This window comes from Chelonobacter oris, assembly GCF_000772535.1.
GTDB lineage: Bacteria > Pseudomonadota > Gammaproteobacteria > Enterobacterales > Pasteurellaceae > Chelonobacter > Chelonobacter oris.
The window spans coordinates 94,539-110,979 of sequence record NZ_JSUM01000010.1; the positions used below are offsets into that span (position 1 = coordinate 94,539).

Consider the following 16,441-nt stretch of genomic DNA (forward strand, 5'->3'; position numbering starts at 1 on the left):
AAACAGCGGTGGCTAAACAGCAATGGAGTAGTGAATCAATCCTCGCCCCAAACTTCCCGTGCGATTTCCTCGACTAACCGCACTTTTGCCCATTGTTGCTCTTCGGTCATGAGGTTGCCTTCCTCGGTGGAAGCAAAACCGCATTGCGGGCTTAATGCCAACTGCGCCAACGGGACATATTGCGCCGCTTGTGCGATACGATCTTTGATTAACTGCTTATCTTCCAATTCCGGGAATTTAGATGTGATTAACCCCAGCACCACACGGCCTTTGTTGCCTTTGAAGTGCCGCAACGGCTCGAAACCGCCGGAACGATCGTTGTCGTATTCCAGAAAGTAGCCGTCAAACGCAGTTTGTCCGAACAAGGCTTCGGCAATCGGATCGTAAGCCCCGCTCAACATATAGGTGGATTTATAGTTTCCGCGGCAAACGTGTGTGGTGATCGCCATATCCGCCGGTTTTTTAGCCAGCACCGCTTGCACGTTGGCTAGTGCAATGGCTTTATTCTGCTCGAAATCTTCCGCATTCGGATCGTTGCACAAATGCCCCCAATATACATCATCAAGCTGCAAATAACGGCAGCCGGCATCATAAAATGCCAACATCGCATCGATATACGCCTGCTGTACATCTTTTGCCAGCGCTTCTTTGCTCGGATAAATCTCAGGGTTAAATACGTTCTTGTGCATTAGCTGGTTCGGGCTTGGAATCGTGAATTTCACCACCGCACGTCCGTCAACGATCCGGTTTAACGATTTAAAGTGTTCGATAAACGGATGATTTTTATTCCAAGAGACTTTGCCGCAATTACGGATATTATAACGGCGCACCTGTACCCCATGGAACTGATAAGCCTGCTCCGGTTCATAGCCTTCAATGCCGTTCAATCCTTCCAGAAAATCGATATGCCACCACGAGCGACGGAATTCGCCGTCGGTCACCACTTGAATGCCGGCTTGCAGCTGCGCCTCCACCAATTTCGCCACCTCCCGCTCTTCAAGTGCGGTCAGTTCGTCACGACTGATATGACCGGCGTTAAAATCGGCACGCGCCTGCTTCCAAGCAGCGGTACGTAAATAGCTGCCGACCGTATCGGCATGTAGGGGGAGCGTTTTTTGTGTCATCATTGTTTCCTTAATCGTCGGTTAAATACAAAAATCTTGATAATCTTCGGGATCAACCTGCTGTAAAAATTGTTTGGTGCGTTCCTGCTGCGGTCGGCTGAAAAAGGTTTTGGCATCGCCCTGTTCCACGATCTTGCCTTGATCGATAAAAATCACGCGATCCGCCACCTCTTGCGCAAAACGGATTTCGTGCGTGACGATCACCATCGTCCAGCCTTCTTTAGCCAGCAGTTTCAAGGCTTGCAGCACTTCGTTCACTAATTCGGGATCGAGCGCCGACGTCGGTTCATCAAGCAAAATCACCTCAGGCTGCACGGCCAATGCCCGCGCAATACCGACCCGCTGCTGCTGTCCGCCGGACAATTGCGACGGATAGAGATTCAGTTTATCGCCTAATCCGACTTTTTCCAATAACGCTTTGGCTTGCGCACCAGCCTGCGTTTTCTCTTTTTTCTGCACGACCAGCAAGCCTTCCATCACATTTTCGATCGCTGTGCGGTGCGGAAACAGGTTGTGCTGCTGAAACACCATCGCCGTGCGGCGGCGCAATTGTAAGGTTTGCTGTTTACTGATTTTCTTCGAAAAATCGATCTGCAAAGTGCGGTCGCTGAACGCCAATGTGCCTTGATCCGGCGTTTCCAACAAGTTCAAACAGCGCAACAATGTCGTTTTACCCGACCCCGACGGCCCGAGAACAGCAATCACCTCACCTTTTTCCACGTGCAAATCAATCCCCTTCAGAATTTCATTGCCGCGGAACTGCTTATGAATATTTTTAGCTTGTAACATCGTATTTACCCATAGCGTGAGAAGTGTTTTTCCAGCCTGCCCTGCGCCAATGACAACACGAAGCAGATAATCCAATAAATCAGCGCCGCTTCGCTGTAGATCCACAAGAATTCATACGTCGTTGCCGCAATATTCTGCGCCTCACGAAACAGTTCGGTCACCAGCACGGTGGATGCCAGCGAGGTATCTTTGACCAGACTGATAAAACTGTTCGACAACGGCGGCACCGACACCCGCATCGCTTGCGGCATAATGCTGCGGCGAAAAGTCTGGGCATAGCTCATACCGATAGAATAAGAGGCTTCCCACTGCCCTTTCGGAATCGACAAAATCGCCGCACGAATGGTTTCAGAAGCGTAAGCACCGATATTCAATGAAAAAGCAATCACGGCGGACGGGAACGGATCAAGCTTGATCCCGATATTCGGCAGCCCGTAAAAAATAATGAACAGCTGCACCAGTAACGGCGTGCCGCGAATGGCTGAAACATACATTCGGGCGAGGTAATAAGCCAGACTATACAGCGGATTGGTGCGCGGCACGACCCGAATCAACGCCACCGTAACGGCAATCAGCATACCGAAAAAGAAGGCAATCAGCGTCAGTGGTATGGTATTGGAAATTGCGCCGCGCAGCATCGGCCAAAAAGCATCGATCAACATCGATGCCTGTTGCGAATCGAGAAACGGCAGTGCAGAAAGCAGGTTATTCAGTAACGTCATCGCCGAACCATTGAACCGATAACGCTTTTAATGTGCCGTCTTGGCGCATGTCATTCAAAGTGCGGTTAAATTCCGCTACGACATCGTCATTTCCTTTCAAAAATACAAAGCCGGAACCGATTTTGGTTTCGTCTTTATAGGCGATTTTCAAACCGGAATTCGGTTGATTTTTAAAATAATCCAGAATCGCCAACTGCCCGTTTAACGTGATGTCGGCTCTTTTTTGTTTCACCAGCTCCAATGCCGGCGCCATGCCTTCGACCGGCAGAATTTCGGCTCCGTTCTCTTTCGCCAACACGTAATAACTGCTGTTAATGCTTTGCGCTGATTTTTTGCCTTTAATCTCGCCAAGTGCGGTCAAGTCGTCAGCAGCGGCGACGGTCACCACAACGGAACGCTCAAAATTATACGGCTCGGACAAGAGATATTTTTGTTGGCGCTCAGGATTGGTCAAATCCACTTGGTTGGCGATCACGTCAAACCGTTTGGCATTCAACCCGGCAAACATCGCATCCCACTGGGTTTCGAAAAATTCAATTTCCAGCCCCAACCGTTTCGCCACTTCTCGGGTAACTTCCACATCAAAACCGGTCAGGTTGCCGTCTTTATCGTGAAAAGTAAACGGCGGATAAGTCCCTTCGGTGCCGACCCGAATAGTTTTGTTCGCTGCCAGCGTTTCCGCCAGCGTCGCTTCTTTTTTCTCGCTGTCCGCTGTTGCTTGACTGTGTTGATCACAGGCGCTCAAGCCCAAAACCGCACTTAACGCGGCAAAAATTGCAAACAGTTTTTTATTTAATTTCATTTTGTTATATTCCCGTCAGTTTTTTACTAAAAAATCCAAGTACACAGTATAATGGATTGTGTTATCCCCGACCATAATTACATTTAATAAGTTATAACATTTCGCTATAAATCCGGTTGTTAAAAAACCGGCCGGCAAAAAGCGCTTTATTTCCGAGCGGCAACTATTTATACTGTCGTTCTAGTGCCAACAAGGAACTAGAACTATGCAAACAGACTCATTTGAACATAACCGCACTTTTGCTTTAGGCAAACACGTGATGCGATCCCTGCATGACCTGCCGCCGTTAGTTTCATTTGATCATCAATCCTCAATTATTGGGGATTTTTTTTGCCTGCCGTTTAGCCTCATTCACTCACGCACCATATTCATTCCTATTTTGATGTTCACTTCACGGAGTAACCGCAATGCAACACGTTCGTACGTTTAATACCTATATTCGCGATGAAATTATCAAAAAAGGCGGCTGGGTCAACTCCCACGCCCATGCCGACCGCGCCTTCACCATGACACCGGAAAAAATCGATATTTACCGCACTTGCAATTTACAGCAGAAATGGGATTTAGTGGACGAAGTTAAACGCAATTCCGGCATTGAAGACTACTACGCCCGTTTTTGTCAGGCGATTGAAATGATGATTCAGCAAGGCGTCACCGCATTCGGCACGTTTGTGGATATTGATCCGGTGTGTGAAGATCGGGCGATTATCGCCGCCCACCGTGCGCGGGAAATGTATAAAAACGATATCATTCTGAAATTCGCCAACCAAACGCTGAAAGGGGTTATCGAGCCGACCGCACGCAAATGGTTCGATATCGGTGCCGATATGGTGGATATGATCGGCGGTTTGCCCTATCGTGACGAGCTGGATTACGGCAAGGGCGAGCAGGCATTTGATATTCTGATGGATGCCGCCAAGTCGCGCGGCATTATGTGCCACGTTCACGTCGATCAATTCAACACCCCGCGCGAAAAAGAAACCGAAATGCTGTGCGACAAAACCATTGAACACGGGATGCAAGGGCGTGTTGCCGCTATTCACGGCATCTCAATCGGCGCACACCCGAAAGAATACCGCTATCAGCTATATGCCAAAATGCGTGAAGCAAAAATGATGATGATCGCCTGCCCGATGGCGTGGATCGACAGCAACCGCAAAGAAGATTTAATGCCGTTCCATAATGCGCTAACGCCGGCCGACGAAATGATTCCGGAAGGGATTACCGTTGCCATCGGCACCGATAATATCTGCGATTACATGGTGCCGTTGTGTGAAGGCGATATGTGGCAGGAACTCAGCCTGCTTGCGGCAGGTTGCCGTTTTCCGGATATTGAAGCGATGATTAATATCGCCAGTGTGAACGGGCGCAAAGTGTTAGGATTGGATTAATTTCAGCTTAACGATTGACTTATCTGAAGCCGTTAACCAAATATAATTCAATAAAAAAGAGGTGTGATATGTTTCAAAAATTAAAATTCGTTTTAGTCTGTGGGCTTGGGATCTGTGCGCTCAGTGCCAATGCTCTCGATGTTGCAACCTATAACTTAAAACATGGACAAGGAAACGATAATGTTGTCGATCTGGCTCGCCCAACTGCCATTATTGCGGATTTAGGCGTAGATTTGGTCGCTTTACAAGAAATGGATTTGGCAAATGATCGTACCGGATTCGTCAATCAACCTGCCAAAATAGCTTATGATTTAAGCAATACACATCAGAAAGGCAACTGGAAATCACTCGCGGCGCCCGCCATTGCGTTTAAAGGCGGACATTACGGGAATGCGATTATCTACAACGCCGATAAACTGACGTTGAAACAGTATGAGGTCGTTTCTCTGCCGGAATCAGAAAACGGTGATGGTGCACGTTCCGCCGGTATCGCATTGTTTGAGATTGACGGTAAACCGTTCCAATTTATTGCTTCCCACTTAACCCACCGTAATGAACCGACAGCGACAGGGTCGTATCAACTCGATGAAATCAATCTAATTGAACGGCACTTAGATAAGCAACTGCCTACAATTTTTGCGGCTGATTTTAATGCGTCAATTCGACCGGAAGATCAACATCGCAATCTGACAACAATGCAGAAATTGCCGGAAAAGGGGTGGCGCATTGACAGTACCCTAACAGGGCAAAGTGAACCGGATAAACCATGGATTATTGATTATATCCTGTCTAAAAATAATGATGGCTTAAAGGTAAAAGAAAGCCTGATTTTAGTCAATGACGCCACCAATCTTGCCTCGGATCATTATCCCGTAAAAGTGTCTTATGCTGTAAAATAATTTTTTAAATCCATTCATGAGGTCGGGTTTACCATATAAACCTGACCTTTTTTATTTACCCGCAAAAATGCCCAATCAATTTCGCCAATAAGTCCCTTGTCGGCTGTACATATTTGGTTTCCAAAAATTCGTCCGGTTGGTGTGCCTGTTCGATGGAGCCGGGACCCAGCACTAAGGTCGGACAAAGTTGTTGGATAAACGGCGCTTCGGTGCAGTAATTGACGGTTTCGGCTTTTTCGCCCAACAATTTTTCCACCACCTGCACCACCTGCGCCGAATGCGGACATTCATAGCCCGGAATCGGTTCGTAAAGTGCGGTCAGCGTAACCCGATCGCCCCAACGTTCAATTAACGGCTGCAACGCGTGTTGCATCATTTCACTTAAATCTTTCAATTCCAGATTTGGCAACGGACGAATATCAAACTGCAACTCACAGCAGGCACAAATCCGATTGAGTGCATCACCGCCGTGAATGTTGCCCAGATTCATTGTCGGATAGGGTATCACAAAACCGTCGTGGCGATATTTTTCCCGCAGACTGTTTTTCAAATCGATCAAATGCCCCGTAGCTTGGTGCATAATTTCAATCGCATTAATGCCTTTATCAGGATCACTGGAATGCCCCGATTTCCCCACCACACGAACGGCATTGCCCATGTAGCCTTTATGCGCACGAATCGGCTTCAGTGATGACGGCTCGCCGATAATCGCGCAATCCGGTCGAATATGGCTGTGCCGTGCAAAGGTTCTTGCGCCGAGCATGGTGGTTTCTTCATCGGCGGTGGCCAAAATCCGCAACGGTTTTTTCAGGCTTTTCAACTCCAGATTGGCAACAATATCGACGATAAAAGCAAAAAAGCCTTTCATGTCCGCCGTGCCCAGCCCGTAAAACTTGCCGTCTTTTTCAGTCAGTTTGAACGGGTCGAACGTCCAACGCCCTTGATCAAACGGCACGGTATCGGTATGCCCTGCCAGCAGCAATCCGCCTTCGCCCTCGCCGTAAGTCGCCAGCAGATTATATTTATCGCGCGAGCCTTCCACCGCCATAATCTCGGTGTTAAAACCGAGCGTCTCAAGCCACTGCGCCAAAGTTTCAATCAAAGTGCGGTTGGATTGATCCTCCGCCGCTTCCAAGCTGCTGATCGTCGGCAAGCCGATCAACGTACGGTATAAATCGAGAAATTGTGGGACTGCCATCATCATTCCTTAAATTATCATTGCGTTAGCATGATTAATTATGCAAAATATCGCATAATTATTTATCTTTAAACCTTGTTTAAGGTTGGTGCAAATCGTGTATAAATCACATACAATAGTCAAGTCTGTCGACCTTCGTTTATGTTATAAGGACTAGCGTACCCTATGTCAAAATTAAAAGCCATCATTGTCGGTGCCAGCGGCTACACCGGCGCAGAACTTGCCCTGATTTTAAACCGCCACCCGCACTTTGAACTGAGCGGGCTGTATGTTTCGACCAACAGTGCCGACGCCGGCAAAGCGATTTCCGTTCTCTATCCGCAGCTGCGCAGTGTAGTCGATCTGCCGTTACAGCCGCTGCCGCCGGACGAAGCCGACATCGCACGCTTAGCGCAGCAGTGCGATACGGTCTTTCTCGCCACCGCCCATGAGGTCAGCCACGATTACGCGCCGATTTTCCTGAATAACGGCTGTCAGGTGTTTGATTTGTCAGGCGCTTATCGGGTCAACAACACGGAATTCTATCCGCAATATTATGGCTTTGAACATCAATATCCGCAACTGTTGCAAAGTGCGGTTTACGGCTTGGCGGAATGGAATCACGAACAAATCAAACAAACCGATCTGGTCGCCGTCGCCGGCTGTTATCCGACCGTATCGCAATTGAGCCTGAAACCGCTATTGGAAAACGAGTTGATCGACCGCTCGCAACTGCCGGTGATCAACGCCGTCAGCGGCGTCAGCGGTGCAGGACGCAAAGCCGCTTTAAACAGCAGTTTCTGTGAGGTCAGCTTGAATCCGTACGGCGTATTCAACCATCGCCACCAACCGGAAATCGCAACACATTTAGGCTGTGAGGTGATTTTTACACCGCACTTGGGTAATTTTAAACGCGGCATTCTGGCGACCATCACCGCCAAGCTGAAAGACGGCGTCACCGCCGAACAGGTACAACAGGCATTTGAACAGGCTTATCACGGCCGACCGCTGCTGCGCCTGTGCGGTCGTCACTTTCCGTCAATCAAGCAAGTGGAATTTACGCCGTTTTGCGATATCGCCTTTGCGGTCAAAGACAACCACATTATTATCGTCGGTGCGGAAGACAACTTGCTGAAAGGCGCATCGGCACAGGCGGTACAATGTGCCAATATCCGTTACGACTTCCCGGAAACCACCGGTCTCTTTTAATACACAGGACGATGGAATGAAAGCACTTGTTCTCAAAGTCGGCGGCGTGCTGCTCGACAACCCGCAGGCGATGGATAACCTGCTGACCGCACTTGCCGATTACCGCCGCAGCCATAACCGCTCGATTGTGATCGTGCACGGCGGCGGCATTGTGGTCGATAATCTGATGAAAAAACTGGATCTGCCGGTACAGAAGAAAAACGGTTTACGGGTGACGCCAAGCGATCAAATCGATATTATTGTCGCTGCGCTTGCCGGCATTGCCAATAAAACCCTGCTTGCCAAGGCGCTGACTATGCAGTTAAGTGCGGTCGGGCTGTTTTTGGCGGACGGCAACATGACCGAGGCGCACCAATTTGATCCGGAACTGGGGCACGTTGCCAATGTCGTGCCGAAAAATCCGACATTATTGCAGCAATTGCTGCAAGCCGATTTTCTGCCGATTATCAGCTCGATCGGGCTGGACAACCAAGGGCGACTGATGAATGTCAATGCCGATCAAGCGGCGATCACCATTGCCAAACTGATTGATGCCGATTTAGTGATGCTGTCCGATGTCGACGGCGTGTTGGATGCCGACAAACGCCGCATTCCCGAATTGAATGCCGCACAAATTGCGCAGTTGATTGCCGACAAAGTGATCACCGACGGCATGATCGTCAAAGTCAATGCCGCACTGGAAGCGGCAAAAGATTTAGGGCGCGGCGTGGACATCGCCAACTGGAAACACCCCGACCGGCTGACCGCACTTTTGAGCGGTGAAATCGTGGGAACACGCATTCAGCCGTAAAGCAATTCATATTGATAAACAGATAACGACTATACGATTATAAAGAGGGACACTATGGCACTTTGGGGCGGACGCTTTACGCAAGCGGCGGATCAACGTTTTAAACAATTTAACGATTCACTGGTCTTTGACTACCGTTTGGCGGAACAGGATATCGAGGGTTCAATCGGTTGGTCGAAAGCGCTGGCTGCGGTTGGCGTACTGACGGCAGCCGAACAACAGCAATTGGAACAAGCCTTGTCGGCGCTGCATACCGTAGTTGCCGCCGAACCGCAAATGATTCTGCAAGACGATCACGAAGACATTCACAGTTGGGTGGAAAGCAAACTGATTGAAAAAGTCGGCGATCTGGGCAAAAAACTGCACACCGGGCGCAGCCGCAACGATCAAGTCGCCCTTGATATTAAACTCTGGTGCAAACAGCAAGTCACCGAACTGCAAAAGTCTCTTCGTCAATTGCAACGCAAACTGATTGCCACCGCCGAAGCCAATCAACATGCGGTCATGCCGGGCTACACCCATTTACAACGGGCGCAGCCGGTCACTTTCGCCCACTGGTGTTTGGCATATTTCGAAATGCTGGATCGGGATTATTCCCGCTTGGCTGATGCCTATCAACGCATGAACAGCTGTCCGCTCGGCTGCGGCGCACTCGCCGGCACAGCCTATGCGATTGATCGCGAACAACTGGCTCAGGATTTGGGCTTTGCCTTCGCAACGCATAACAGTTTGGATACCGTTTCCGATCGCGATCATATTATCGAGCTGTTATCAGTCGCATCATTGAGTATGGTTCACCTCTCCCGTTTTGCCGAGGATCTGATCATCTTTAACAGCGGCGAAGCCAATTTCGTCGAGTTGTCGGATAAAGTCACCTCCGGTTCGTCTTTAATGCCGCAAAAGAAAAATCCGGACGCCTGCGAACTGATTCGCGGCAAAACCGGACGCGTGGTCGGCGCACTGAACGGTATGCTAATGACGGTTAAAGGTCTGCCGCTGGCGTATAACAAAGATATGCAGGAAGACAAAGAAGGCATTTTCGATGCGTTGGACACTTGGCATGATTGTCTGGACATGGCAACCTTGGTGTTGGAAGACATTAAAGTCAATACGGAAAAAACCAAAGAAGCGGCACTGAAAGGCTATGCCAATGCCACCGAACTGGCGGATTATCTGGTCGCCAAAGGTATTCCGTTCCGTGATTCTCACCATATCGTCGGGGAGGCCGTGGTATATGCGATTGGACAACAAAAAGCCTTAGAAGCGCTCTCACTTGCCGAATTCAAACGTTTTAACGCTGTGATCGAGCAAGACGTTTATCCGATCTTATCGTTACAATCTTGCCTCGACAAACGCTGCGCCAAAGGCGGCGTCGCCCCGCAACGTGTCAGTGAAGCGATCGCCGACGCCAAAGTGCGGTCGGCATAACCGTATTGACTAACCGCATATATTTGATATGCGGTTAGTATTTTCTTGATTAATAGCGTATTTTTGGCAAGAACTTTCATGTGGTGTGCAAACAGTCAAGGTTGAGAATCACAACTGCCGTGATTCATGCCGTTGTTATCATATCATCGGTTACAGCAATTATTTTTCTTCTGAAGTATTATGCAGACAGATAAGACGACTAACCTCAACCAACAAACCGCCAAAATTCATTGGCATGAACTCCAACCGCACTTTGCCCGCGGCAAAGTCCTGTATATTGATCCCGATCTCGATTTACTTGAAGTGGCGCAGGCAATGGTGCAGGATAACAGTCGCTATATTGCGGCTTTAATCGCACAGAAACGGCTTTATGCAGTGACGGAAACTCAGGCACGACAGTTTTATCAAGATAATCAACTGATGTGGGCGGTGGTGTTGGCGCCGTGGGTGTTGGCACAGCCGGTGGCGGAAACCTTGCAATAAACCGCCGCAAGTCCTAATTCCGTTTACAGATAAACCGAAAATAATCCGACAATCAGCAGCACACTTTGCTATCATAAAATGCAATTCCCTTTCTTTTTATTCAGGATTTGATATGACTTTTAACCGCACTTTCCGTGCCGTTGTCTCCGATTTGGACGGCACGCTTCTCACCCATCAACATATCGTCGGCAATTACAGCGCAGAAACTCTTAAGCGCTTGGAAAATCAAGGTATTGACATCGTGTTGGCATCAGGCCGCAATCACACTGACGTGTCTCATATTTTGAAAAAAATCGACGCCGAACGAGCCGCCATGATCACCTCTAACGGGGCACGGATTCACGATTTGCACGGCAATCTGCTGTACAGCAACAGTCTGCAAGAAAATATCGCTTTCGAACTAATGAATATTGACTTTGATCCGACTCGGATCGTGCTGAATACCTATCAGGACGACGGTTGGTTTATCAATATCGATTTGAAACAGTTGCGTAAATATCATAAAGATTCGGGCTTCGATTACAACGTGGTTGATTTTTCTCGCCATCACGGCAAAGGCACGGAAAAAGTGTTTTTCATCGGCAAAACCGCCGAGGATTTAGCATCGATTGAGCACTATATCCGTCAACATTACAGTGAAAAAGTCAGTATGACCTACTCCACGCCGATTTGTCTGGAAATTATGAATCAGGGCGTCACCAAAGCCAATGCGCTGGCACATTTACTTCAAAGCCGTGACTATGAATTAGCGGATTGCATTGCATTCGGCGACGGCATGAACGACATCGAAATGCTGACCGAGGTCGGACGCGGTTGTGTGATGGGCAATGCCGATCCCCGTGTCAAAGCGGCGCTACCGCACTTGCAGCCAATCGGGCTGAACCGTGATGAATCGGTTGCCGCCTATTTACGCGCATTATTCCGTCTGATTTAACCATAGCAAGAGGTATAACATGAAACTTTGGTACTCCACCACCAGCCCTTTTGTGCGCAAAGTGCGGTCGGTGATCGCACATCACCGACTTGACGCCCAAGTCGAATTAATGGCTACTGTCGCCGCCAAGGCCGATTCCCCTCACAATCGGGATAATCCGTTGGGGCGCATTCCGGCGCTGCAAACCGAGCAGGGCGAATGGCTGTTTAACAGCACCTTGATAGCCGAATATCTGGATAATTTAGGCGCAAATACCGCACTTTTCCCGCAAGGTGAACAGCGTTGGCCAATATTGAACTTCCACGCCGTTGCCGACGGCATTATGGAAAATACCTTGCTGTATCTGGGTGAGCGAATGATGCGCGATCAAAGCGAATGGTGGGACAGCCGCCATCAACAGTTGATCGAACGCAATATCCGCTCATTGTGCTATCTGGAACAACATTTGGATCAGCTCGGCAGCGAACTGAATATCGCAACACTGTATATCGTCTGCGTAATCGATTTTTTCCATTTCAGACGGAATGTTATCGGCATCAATCCGCAGCAAGTCGTACCACGGCTGGATCAATGGGCGCAGGAAATGAACAATCGATATGCCTGTCTGGCACAAACCAAACCTTATCAGTCATAATCATGAAAATGCTGTTGCTGCTGTGTTGCGGTGCCGGTTTAGGCGCAAGCGCGCGCTGGGCATTATCGTTATTGCTGAACCCGCTGCTGAGCCAACTGGCGCTCGGCACGGCTTTCGTCAATTGCTTCGGCAGTTTGTTAATCGGTGTGTTAATGGGTGCAGTTGCCGACTTTCCGACAATCAGTGCCGAATGGCGATTGTTTCTGGTTACCGGCTTTTTGGGCAGCTTCACCACGTTTTCGGCATTTTCCGCCGAAGTAATCGAGAAGTTGATGCACGACAAATGGCTTAACGCCCTCAGTATCATCTCCGTTCATCTGTTCGGAGCATTACTCTGTACCGCACTTGGCGTTTATTTGTGGCGGGTTTGGCAATAAAAAAGAGCGGATAAAACCGCTCTTTTTTATACACACTGTGGTCAGTGTTAGCCCAATCCGCCCAATTGCTGTACGATAAACAACAGCGCAAATGCAGTCAAATAGATCAAACCGATAACCGACAGCCAATATAGGCCTTTGCTGATTTTATGTTCGCCTTTCATCACCAACAACAAATTCAAGGTAGCGAAAATCGGTGTAGAAACAAAAGAAGCAATCATCGCAAATTGCAACATTGGCGCTAACGCATTATTAAAGAAGAATAATACCACCAAGCCGGATAATGTGGTGAACACCATCGACAGATTCAAAAAGCCCTGTCTGGTTTCCTGTTTCTTCAAAATCAGACGTAATGCTTCCACATTAGTCCGGCTGTAGCCGTCGATCACGGTGATCGTGGTGCCGAACATGCAGGCGAAAGCGATAAACGCAATCAGCAGGCGGGACCATTCACCGATAGTCACCGCGTACATATTGATCAACTGGGCAATATATCTGCCGCCGACCCGCTCGACTTCCACGCCGGAACCGTGTTGAACCAAAGCCCCCAGCGCCAGAAACACCAAGGCCAGAATCGCAGTACCTATATAACCGACGTTGAAATCGAACAGCCCGTCACGGTAAGAGACTTTTGTCAGACGGCGCTTCGCCACCACCCACATCGAATTGATGGCGGAAATTTCGATCGGCGCCGGCATCCAGCCCATTAATGCGACGATAAATGCCAACGCGCCCAGATTCCAAGGCGTTGCACTCACATAGTCGGGCGCAGCGACCGCACCACGGCTCATCGCTATCACCACCGCACTTACGGTCGCGATGGTCAAGCTGATCATGATAATTTTGGAAACCGTATCCAGCACCCGGTATTTACCCAATAGCAGTAACAACAGGCTAATCAGCAACACGACCGTACTTAAGAGCGGCATCGGCACACTAAACGGCAGCACGAAAGAGAGAATCACGGCACACAGTAATCCGACTGCGGCGGTGTTAATGATTGCGGCAAAGACATTCAGCACCGCAAAAATCCATAAATAAAATTGCCCTTTCTGACGATAGCCTTCCAACAGGGTATTACCGGTATCCAGCGTATATTGTGCGCCGAAACGGAAAAACGGATATTTAAACAGATTGGCCAAAATGATAATAATCGCCAATTGCCAGCCGTAAATCGCCCCGGACTGGGTGGAGGCGATTAAATGTGAACCGCCCACGGCGGCAGAGGCCATTAAAATCCCGGGGCCTAATGCGGACAGTTTGCTTTTCCAGTTAGAAACCGCTTCTGTTTGGATTGATTCTGTATTGATTGTCATAGTTTTGTTCTCAAGGTTCTTAAATAACGGCTTATTTCGTCTGAATTTGATAAAAATCGCTGTTTAAAAAAATAAACGACACGGCAAGCAAACTTGACGATTATTTTCTATTTTTACCAAAACGCTTCATGTTAATACTTTAATTAGCAAACAAATCAGCATAAAACGCCATATATTATCAAATAAACAAAATAAAAAACTGTTTACATTTTTATAAAGCCCACTTGCCTTTACCGACAGGGGGTTTGAGTTTACTGATTATTTAAGGGATTATCAATCTACTTTAATAATTTCTGAAATAACAGTCACAAAAAGCGGACAGCAGAAAGTCCTTTAAAAGCGGGATCACTATGAACGAGGCTTAAACATGCCTAGCAGCAGCAACAATACCAAAAGCAGCAACAGCATGGCGGACGGCGCAACCCACTGCCAGCCCAGCCGTTGCCAAACCGTCAACAAATAATTGCCGCCGATGCTGGCGCCCAGATAATAACTGGAAAGGTAAAGTGCGGATGCCAGCGCTCTGGCATGAGCGGCATTTTTGCCGACCCATGCACTGGCCAAAGCATGAGTAAAAAAGAAACCGATACTGCACAGCAACAAACCGGCAATCAGAATCAGAACCGAATTGCTGATCAACAACAACATACCGCACATCAATAACAGCCAACCGAACAACATTCCGCGCGGGGCGTTAAAACGACGGCTAAAACGCCCCGCCATCGAGGCGGCAAAGGTTCCGCTCAGATAGCAAAGAAACAACAGCGAAACCTGCAAAGTGCTGAACAGCCAAGGCGCCTGCTGCAATCGTAATCCGATGACTGAAAACATATTGACGAACATGCCGAAACAGATTCCGCCGATTAAAAAAGTACGCCACAACAGTGGATTCTTGATATGTCCGCAAAGATTGCACAGAATGGTCTGAAATGCTAACGACTGCGCCTTGAAATAGCGCTCTTTCGGCAGACAAAAATAGGTCAGCAGCGCACCAAGCAGCGTTAAAAGTGCGGTCAGCAGCATCGGCGCGGTTAACCCGAACATTTCCGCCAACGTACCGCCAAGAATACGACCGGAAATGCCGCCGATGGAATTCGCCGCAATATAAATTCCGACCGCAGGAATCACCGCCTCCGCCTCGAATTCTTCGCTGATATAGGCAATCGCCACCGCCGGCAACCCCGCCAGCGCAATGCCCTGCAGAAGGCGCAGCACAATCCACATCGTCACTGAATCACTGAATACCAGACTGAGCGAAAATAGGGCTGACAATCCCAGACTGAGCAGCATCACCAGTCTGCGCCCGTAACGATCCGCCAACAGCGCCCACGGAATCAAACACAGGCTCATGCCCAGCGATGCCGAGGCAAAAACCCAGTTTGCCAGATTGAGGGAAATATCATAGCCCTCGGCAAACATCGATAGCAGCGGCTGCACCACATATAAATTGGCAAACACCAGAAAAGAAGAAACCGATAGTACCAAGGTTGCCCAGAAATAATCTCTGGTTTTACTTTTAATCATGTTGTTTCTTTTTTATAACAATTTGATTACATCATAACCCGAAGTGCGGTTTAAACAAGCCGCTGATCGAAAAAATGTCGCCGACATCAAATTTTTCTTTATCTCATCGGCAAATCCGCTTACGCTATGCTACCTGTTTTTTCTTTCGATACTCTTCATTATGTTACTGACCGTGCTTTATATTATCGGCATCACTGCGGAAGCCATCACCGGTGCGCTGGCTGCCGGACGTGAAAAAATGGATCTGTTCGGGGTGATTATCATCGCTTCGATGACGGCAATCGGCGGCGGTTCCATTCGGGATATGCTGCTCGGACACTATCCGCTCGGCTGGGTCGCCCACCCCGAATATATTCTGATTGTTGCCGGTGCAGCGGTGCTCACGGTGTTTATCGCACCGTTAATGCGCTATTTTCGCACCGTATTCTTGGTCTTGGATGCCTTAGGGCTGATCGTTTTTTCGATTATCGGCGCTCAAGTGGCGCTGGATATGGGACACGGTTTCATTATCGCCTCGGTTGCAGCGGTGGTAACCGGCGCTTTCGGCGGTGTGCTGCGCGATCTGCTGTGCAACCGTATTCCTTTGGTCTTTCAAAAAGAGCTGTATGCCAGTGTCGCCCTGCTTTCCACCGTTATTTATCTTGGCTTGCCTTATTTGGGGATTACGCACAATATGGTGGTGATTGTCACCTTGATTAGCGGTTTCGGCCTACGTTTATTGGCGATTTATTTCCATTTATCACTGCCGGTTTTTGACTATCAGGAACAGGAAGAAAATTACCGCCCGCTCCTGCAAAAACTACGACAAAACCGCAAAAAATAGCAGTCCGGCGGCAATATTG

17 protein-coding genes are annotated in these 16,441 nt (G+C 48.7%); 10 read left to right on the forward strand and 7 right to left on the reverse strand.

Translation table 11 applies throughout. The features are described 5' to 3' along the window. Nucleotides 1-35: 35 nt before the first annotated feature. The 4 genes from OA57_RS06040 to OA57_RS06055 are packed head-to-tail and all read right to left on the reverse strand — an operon-like array spanning nucleotide 36 to nucleotide 3,437. Nucleotides 36-1,124 carry a 5-methyltetrahydropteroyltriglutamate--homocysteine S-methyltransferase gene (locus OA57_RS06040; RefSeq protein WP_034614900.1) on the reverse strand — a complete coding sequence of 363 codons (1,089 nt, stop codon included), beginning with the start codon at nucleotides 1,122-1,124 and terminating at the stop codon, nucleotides 36-38. Between the two features lie 21 nt (nucleotides 1,125-1,145). Next, nucleotides 1,146-1,913, reverse strand: coding sequence for an amino acid ABC transporter ATP-binding protein (locus tag OA57_RS06045; protein ID WP_034614907.1), 768 nt, complete (start codon nucleotides 1,911-1,913; stop codon nucleotides 1,146-1,148). Between the two features lie 5 nt (nucleotides 1,914-1,918). Then, nucleotides 1,919-2,635, reverse strand: a complete 717-nt coding sequence (locus tag OA57_RS06050) for an amino acid ABC transporter permease (RefSeq protein ID WP_034614910.1) — start codon at nucleotides 2,633-2,635, stop codon at nucleotides 1,919-1,921. Next, on the reverse strand, nucleotides 2,619-3,437 hold the full coding sequence (locus tag OA57_RS06055; protein ID WP_084589883.1) for a transporter substrate-binding domain-containing protein: 819 nt from the start codon (nucleotides 3,435-3,437) through the stop codon (nucleotides 2,619-2,621). The genes OA57_RS06050 and OA57_RS06055 overlap by 17 nt, the downstream gene beginning before the upstream one ends. Before the next feature lie 407 nt (nucleotides 3,438-3,844). Here OA57_RS06055 and OA57_RS06060 point away from each other — a divergent pair, with 407 nt between their 5' ends. Both OA57_RS06060 and OA57_RS06065 read left to right on the forward strand, forming a co-directional pair. Continuing rightward, nucleotides 3,845-4,828, forward strand: coding sequence for an amidohydrolase family protein (locus OA57_RS06060; protein ID WP_034614913.1), 984 nt, complete (start codon nucleotides 3,845-3,847; stop codon nucleotides 4,826-4,828). A 68-nt stretch (nucleotides 4,829-4,896) separates the two neighbouring features. After that, complete coding sequence (locus tag OA57_RS06065) at nucleotides 4,897-5,727, forward strand: endonuclease/exonuclease/phosphatase family protein (RefSeq protein ID WP_034614916.1); 831 nt, start codon at nucleotides 4,897-4,899, stop codon at nucleotides 5,725-5,727. 55 nt (nucleotides 5,728-5,782) lie between these two features. Here the strand turns inward: OA57_RS06065 and argE are convergent, their stop codons facing one another. Next, complete coding sequence (gene argE / locus OA57_RS06070; RefSeq protein ID WP_200883603.1) at nucleotides 5,783-6,928, reverse strand: acetylornithine deacetylase; 1,146 nt, start codon at nucleotides 6,926-6,928, stop codon at nucleotides 5,783-5,785. A 162-nt stretch (nucleotides 6,929-7,090) separates the two neighbouring features. Here argE and argC point away from each other — a divergent pair, with 162 nt between their 5' ends. The 7 genes from argC (at nucleotide 7,091) to crcB (ending at nucleotide 12,759) form a co-directional block, all read left to right on the forward strand. Continuing rightward, nucleotides 7,091-8,113: an N-acetyl-gamma-glutamyl-phosphate reductase gene (argC, locus tag OA57_RS06075; protein ID WP_034614919.1), complete on the forward strand. Its 1,023-nt coding sequence runs from the start codon at nucleotides 7,091-7,093 to the stop codon at nucleotides 8,111-8,113. Nucleotides 8,114-8,129: 16 nt separating this feature from the next. Continuing rightward, nucleotides 8,130-8,903 carry an acetylglutamate kinase gene (gene argB, locus OA57_RS06080; protein ID WP_034614921.1) on the forward strand — a complete coding sequence of 258 codons (774 nt, stop codon included), beginning with the start codon at nucleotides 8,130-8,132 and terminating at the stop codon, nucleotides 8,901-8,903. A gap of 54 nt (nucleotides 8,904-8,957) precedes the next feature. Beyond that, the gene (gene argH, locus OA57_RS06085) at nucleotides 8,958-10,331 is read left to right on the forward strand and encodes an argininosuccinate lyase (RefSeq protein ID WP_034614923.1); all 1,374 of its coding nucleotides are present in this window, start codon (nucleotides 8,958-8,960) and stop codon (nucleotides 10,329-10,331) included. Between the two features lie 180 nt (nucleotides 10,332-10,511). After that, nucleotides 10,512-10,814 (forward strand): DUF2288 domain-containing protein, encoded by a 303-nt coding sequence (locus OA57_RS06090; RefSeq protein WP_034614924.1) that lies wholly within the window; start codon nucleotides 10,512-10,514, stop codon nucleotides 10,812-10,814. A gap of 112 nt (nucleotides 10,815-10,926) precedes the next feature. Beyond that, the gene (locus tag OA57_RS06095; RefSeq protein WP_034614926.1) at nucleotides 10,927-11,748 is read left to right on the forward strand and encodes a Cof-type HAD-IIB family hydrolase; all 822 of its coding nucleotides are present in this window, start codon (nucleotides 10,927-10,929) and stop codon (nucleotides 11,746-11,748) included. A gap of 19 nt (nucleotides 11,749-11,767) precedes the next feature. Further along, nucleotides 11,768-12,382: a glutathione S-transferase N-terminal domain-containing protein gene (locus tag OA57_RS06100; RefSeq protein ID WP_034614929.1), complete on the forward strand. Its 615-nt coding sequence runs from the start codon at nucleotides 11,768-11,770 to the stop codon at nucleotides 12,380-12,382. 2 nt (nucleotides 12,383-12,384) lie between these two features. Beyond that, nucleotides 12,385-12,759, forward strand: coding sequence for a fluoride efflux transporter CrcB (gene crcB / locus OA57_RS06105; protein ID WP_034614931.1), 375 nt, complete (start codon nucleotides 12,385-12,387; stop codon nucleotides 12,757-12,759). Nucleotides 12,760-12,806: 47 nt separating this feature from the next. Here crcB and OA57_RS06110 read toward each other — a convergent pair whose 3' ends face one another. Both OA57_RS06110 and OA57_RS06115 read right to left on the reverse strand, forming a co-directional pair. After that, nucleotides 12,807-14,075 carry an NRAMP family divalent metal transporter gene (locus OA57_RS06110; protein WP_052122401.1) on the reverse strand — a complete coding sequence of 423 codons (1,269 nt, stop codon included), beginning with the start codon at nucleotides 14,073-14,075 and terminating at the stop codon, nucleotides 12,807-12,809. Nucleotides 14,076-14,423: 348 nt separating this feature from the next. Next, nucleotides 14,424-15,599: an MFS transporter gene (locus OA57_RS06115; protein ID WP_034614934.1), complete on the reverse strand. Its 1,176-nt coding sequence runs from the start codon at nucleotides 15,597-15,599 to the stop codon at nucleotides 14,424-14,426. Between the two features lie 160 nt (nucleotides 15,600-15,759). Between OA57_RS06115 and OA57_RS06120 the strand changes: the two genes are divergently transcribed. Continuing rightward, entirely contained in the window at nucleotides 15,760-16,422 is a 663-nt protein-coding gene (locus OA57_RS06120) for a trimeric intracellular cation channel family protein (protein ID WP_034615385.1), read from the forward strand. The last annotated feature ends 19 nt before the right edge of the window (nucleotides 16,423-16,441 follow it).